Raw genomic sequence first — 4,898 nt, forward strand, 5'->3', positions numbered from 1 at the left:
ACACAAGACCGCATCTGACAAACAGCACACTTCAACTCAAAAAAGTCTTGCTATGCAGGAGACATCCACACAAGACATTCGCTGCGGCCGCGGGATCAACACTCATGCGAAGTCACGCTATGCAAGACAAGTTCGGACATTCGCATCCCCTGTGCCGATGCCAGTGTCGCCAGTCAGCTTGCGAGCGGCGCGTTGTTGATGGCGCTGACGTCTTCCATGATGTCGAAGATGTGATCGGCGGTCACGGTGATCCCAATTGCCTCAAGACGCTTAAGATGCATCGCTTTGTAGGTCTCAAGGTAGTCACGGTTGCGGAACAGGTATGTGGACCCATAGTGATTGGTGCCGTCTTCAACCGTCCAGATTTTCCAGATGATACCGGGCTCTTCGGCTATGCTATCGGCAAGTTGCCGAGTTCCTTCCAGAAATTCATCCGTGATCGGACCATCATAGGTCATATGCAAATCCCAGATTTTCAGCGTGCTCATAGTCAGTTTCTCCTTTGACCGGATGATGTGAGTTTTCGAAGGTCAGCGGTTTTTGCCAAGCTGGACAAAGCTCAGCACGGCAAGCAGGGCAAAGAAGATCGGATCGGACCAACCGAACCCAGTGAATATACCGGTCAGACAGGCGTAGAGCGTAATTATTACGCCAAGTGCGTTGGTGCAGATCAGACCGATCAAGATTTTCCGCGTAGCATCGCTGCCATCAGATACATCCCGAAACATTAAACTGATGATCCCGATGCCGCCCAGAAAGATCGAATTATGCTGGGACAGGAACACCGCGTAATGGTCGTTCAACTGCAGACCGTAGTTGGGCCAGAGAATGGCCGGCGCGAAGAACAGCGCCAGGGCGAAAAACATGTAGATCACGCCATGCGCGGTCAAGAAGGTTTGATTTGTCATTTTCCGTCTTTCTGTGGTTGAGGCAGCTTCTTACGTAGCTTGTTGAGGGTGCTGATCGTGTCGCGTTTTTCTAATGCGTCGAGATCACAGAATATCTGGTCAAGAGCCCGGTTATGTGCTGGCAAGAATTCCGCCACTTTTTGCCGCCCGGCCTCGGTCAGGCGCAGCACCCGCGCCCGTTTGTCGTGTTCATCCACCGTCTTCTCCGCCCAGCCAGCTTGGATCAGGTTCTTGACCACAACATCCAGATTGCCGGAGGTGGACAGCGTCAGCCGCATCAGATCATTGATCGACAAAGCGCCTTTGCTGCTGAGGGTTTCCAGAGCGTCCCATTGCGGCGCGGTCAGGCCCGCCGAGCGGAACACCGGCCCCATGGCGCGCACGAACAATTGCTGGCTGCGTAACAGCGCCAAAACCAATGTCTGGTTTACCCTTGTATGGTTCTCGTGTTTCATGTGAGCTGTCTATCCCTAGTTAGGGATATTATCAAGACCGGATGCTATTTCTTCGGGAACAGTCGTCCATTTGTTTGGCCGTTTCAGCCAAAGTAGGACCCAACGCCGCGAACGAAGCCAGTGCAGCACCTGGCAGCACGCGGTTCATCTGAGCGTTGAAGACGGCCCAGAGCCGACATCCAAGGCCACGTTGTGATGCTACGGTCGCAGTCCGCATTGCGGACATTCGCCGCAAGCGCAAAATCTCGACGGCTACGAATTCACTGATCGCGAACAACCCAGCCTTTCGCTTAAGGATTCGGTTTTTGGGTGAAGGCCAAAATCTGTTCAGTGGGAACTAAACGCCAATTTATATTTTCCGGTACGGTGACGGCGGTAAGAGCTCGCCACTCACGTGTTAGTTGCTGACCAAAAATTGATTGCAAAGCGCAAATGTGTAAAATGCAACTATTAGACGAGAGTTAATTATGGACATTTATGTAAATCCGCGCACCGGTATTGACGACAATGCACTTGGTCGTGGTCGCCCGGCGGCGCCTTATCGAAGCCTTGCCCGCGCAGCAGAGCGTGCTGCCGCAGTAGAACTGGCATCGGGGCTGCCCCCGGGTAGCTTCATCGGAACGATATTTGCGCGCAGCGGCACCTATGCCCCGCCTGACGAACGCTTTCCGATCATGGTTCCGCCAAGCTATGATCTGGTGGGAACGGGCAGTGCAAACGTAACGATCAGATTTACCGGTGAGACGAGAACAGCTGCCGGGCCACCTGCCGTCACCTATTGGGGCGGTGAAGCAATCTATGCCGGGCGTAATGTCCGGGGATTGACGTTAATCGCGAACCCCGCGCCGATGTATAGCTGCCGCGGCATGCGGGGTATTTTTGTGCAAAACGACGGCAGCGTTATCGAGGACGTTATTGTCGACCTCAACACCGCGGCAGCCCCACCACCTGACAGCCGCGGAAACTATGACATCGCTTTTCAACAACAGATAGTAGGCGAAGGCATTGAAATCGTGGTCCTCGATTGCGCCTGCCGGAACGCTTCACGTACAGGTCTGGGGCTACACCAGTGTTCGGGTATGATTACCCGCACCGACCTTTTCGCTGCCGCGCTTTCTTGCAGTGACAGCGCAGGGTTGACGGTTGATACGGTTAACGCCCGCGGCGCACAGCGATTTGACGTCAACGGTAATGTTCGTGTCCAGGACTGTACAATCGGCGATCGGGCCGATGCACATCGCAGCCCCATTCTGACCATCAAGGGCGACAACCCTACGGCTCCTGCGGTTTTCGGCCCGAACAACATAGCCGACCCCCTTTATATTTTTGCGTATGGGAATGTGGTGATAGAAAACAACACGCTATCGCACCACTACCAGTTTGATATCAGCGGCCCCGTGCGCGTGATTGACAATTCAATCGAACCAGAAGGTCTTGTCCGATACCTTCTGACTGTCCAATTCGATGAGAACTATCCAGGTGTGCCGGTCATTCAAAACAACCGTTTCGTTGCGCCAAGTGGACCATCGTTCGGAGGTCACCATGTAAATCCGATTATCGTCAGGGCTTCTGCTGATTTCGGAGGTGGTGCCAGCCTTGGCAATAACAACTTAGGTGCCCTCTTTGTGCGCAATACTGGGTTCTCTACCTCCGCTGACGGAGATCTCGTTCGAGCCGGCACCATTCTTGTTGATCCCACTGATGAACCAGAGGCAATCATTCGTTTCGACAACAACCTTTGGGACGACACTTTTTCACTCGACAGCTTGGCGACGCGACGGTTTCATGTCTCGACAACCCCAGCAGTTCTGAGTGTTGGCAGCCCACGACCGGCACCCTGAGGAGGTTTAGATGCAAACACCGCAACCGGAGTATGTCGTGCCTGTCGTCGCCCACCGGCTGTTCGGCCGAAACTACCCCGACATTCGGATCGAGGCAGGATTTCCCGACGAGGACGATATCATTTCCGGCGAGCCGAGGCCTGGCTTCGTGGTGCGCGGCACCATCGGCGAAAACCCACCTGTCATTGACCATAGCCGCGGCACGCAGCGCAGTTGGCAGGAAATAGATGCCATGTTCACGGCGGCCCCCGAAGTGGATGGCACGGACGGAAGTACCGTCAATGACCTATGGGCCGATACCGGAATCCGGTTTGAACTGGTTGAGAAAACCGATACGCCGATCTCGTCGGCTATGGCCCAACACCTGAGCCCTGATACGGCGATAGTGAATTCACTGCTCAGGCCGGTGGGCCGCGAGGGTGTGATCAACCTTTATTTTGCACGCCGGATCAATGGTGCCTGGGGCTTTGCACGTCCGTATTATCCCGCGCGGGCCGGTCACATCCCGATCGCGACAATCGCTGACTTGCGAGATCGCTCCGAGAATCCTGACACGCAATGGAAACACAGCCTGATAACCCTAGCGCATGAGTTCGGACACGTGCTTGGCCTCGGTCACGTCGCTTTTGACGAAAACATCATGTACGGTCACGGAACATTGCTTGGCTCCCTGAAACTCGACCAGCCCCAGGCCGCAATCTGCAGAAATCGCGCAGCCTACTTGTCAGGAGCGGTTTCGCCGCCAGCGAGCCGGCGGGCCCCGCGTATGTGAACGGAGAGAAGACCATGCAGCAAGAAAAAGATACTGGCACTGAACATCCGCCCTTTCGACCATCTGGCGGCGGTATCCTGGCTCTTCTGGATGCACCTGAAGGCGATGCCGGCGTCCTGGCCGAAGCCCGTTTCTATGGCGAGGAAGGATGCGAAGAATTGTTGGCCGCAGTTGGCCCCGGCTCAAATCTTGACCTTGAACGCAAGGCTCGCGGCGTGCATCTGCTTGGACTGCTGGGTTGCAAGAAACTGATCGGACTTTCCCAGGACCTGCTGAAAGAAGGGCTGTTCCCGGTTGAGGTAAGCCTGGTCTATGCGTTGGCGCGGATCGACAGATCGGTAGCAGAACAGGAGTTTGCTCCGATCATCGAAAAAGACGATCCCGAAAGATCCTTTCTGCGTGAACATGCGATGCGCGCGCTTTGGGTAGGTGCCTCGCCACTCCTTAAACAAAAAATATCGAAAGCCTTGCAAGCGACTAATGACAAAAGGCTTTTTGCAGAATTACCCGAGCTTCTGTTGACACCTGCTGAACTAAAGGACGAATGTGCTCAAGGCAATTTTTAAAATCTCCATTAACAGTTGGTGTGCAAGACTTGCCGATGTTTTGTCTAACGCAGTTTCTCAAGGGACGTTCCGGTTAGTCTCTGATGAACTGTCCTCGCAGGAGTTGGACATTCTCTGCAACTAGACGAACTAATATTAGGGCACATTCCGGCCCTAAAACGGACGTTCAGAACAATGGCGCTTGCCGCGGTGCGTTTCCGAAAGCTGACATTTGAAGATGAGCGCATCAATCTGGACACGCGAAGGGCCGATATCTGAACCCGCCAGCGATCAGTTTAATCAGTGCGAGCGGGTCTGCATCACGCTCCAGTAAGACAAACCAATTCGCCATCGGCATCCTCTAGAAACAACAGGTC

At 54.4% G+C, this 4,898-nt stretch carries 6 protein-coding genes; 3 read left to right on the forward strand and 3 right to left on the reverse strand.

The window, feature by feature from the left end:
- Positions 1-173: 173 nt before the first annotated feature.
- The 3 genes from LC334_RS22810 to LC334_RS22820 are packed head-to-tail and all read right to left on the reverse strand — an operon-like array spanning position 174 to position 1,363.
- Positions 174-488, reverse strand: a complete 315-nt coding sequence (locus LC334_RS22810; RefSeq protein ID WP_085802612.1) for a monooxygenase — start codon at positions 486-488, stop codon at positions 174-176.
- A gap of 42 nt (positions 489-530) precedes the next feature.
- Positions 531-908 (reverse strand): hypothetical protein, encoded by a 378-nt coding sequence (locus LC334_RS22815; RefSeq protein ID WP_085802611.1) that lies wholly within the window; start codon positions 906-908, stop codon positions 531-533.
- On the reverse strand, positions 905-1,363 hold the full coding sequence (locus LC334_RS22820; RefSeq protein WP_085802610.1) for a MarR family winged helix-turn-helix transcriptional regulator: 459 nt from the start codon (positions 1,361-1,363) through the stop codon (positions 905-907). The genes LC334_RS22815 and LC334_RS22820 overlap by 4 nt, the downstream gene beginning before the upstream one ends.
- Positions 1,364-2,037: 674 nt before the next feature.
- Here LC334_RS22820 and LC334_RS22825 point away from each other — a divergent pair.
- Genes LC334_RS22825 through LC334_RS22835 form a run of 3 tightly spaced genes read left to right on the forward strand, consistent with a single transcriptional unit; the run spans position 2,038 to position 4,542 of the window.
- Entirely contained in the window at positions 2,038-3,204 is a 1,167-nt protein-coding gene (locus LC334_RS22825) for a hypothetical protein (protein ID WP_139836565.1), read from the forward strand.
- 10 nt (positions 3,205-3,214) lie between these two features.
- The gene (locus LC334_RS22830; RefSeq protein ID WP_085802608.1) at positions 3,215-3,976 is read left to right on the forward strand and encodes a zinc metalloprotease; all 762 of its coding nucleotides are present in this window, start codon (positions 3,215-3,217) and stop codon (positions 3,974-3,976) included.
- A 14-nt stretch (positions 3,977-3,990) separates the two neighbouring features.
- Positions 3,991-4,542, forward strand: a complete 552-nt coding sequence (locus LC334_RS22835) for a hypothetical protein (RefSeq protein WP_085802607.1) — start codon at positions 3,991-3,993, stop codon at positions 4,540-4,542.
- Positions 4,543-4,898: the final 356 nt, after the last annotated feature.

Origin of the sequence: Roseovarius aestuarii (assembly GCF_019966515.1) — a bacterium.
Classification (GTDB): Bacteria; Pseudomonadota; Alphaproteobacteria; order Rhodobacterales; family Rhodobacteraceae; genus Roseovarius; species Roseovarius aestuarii.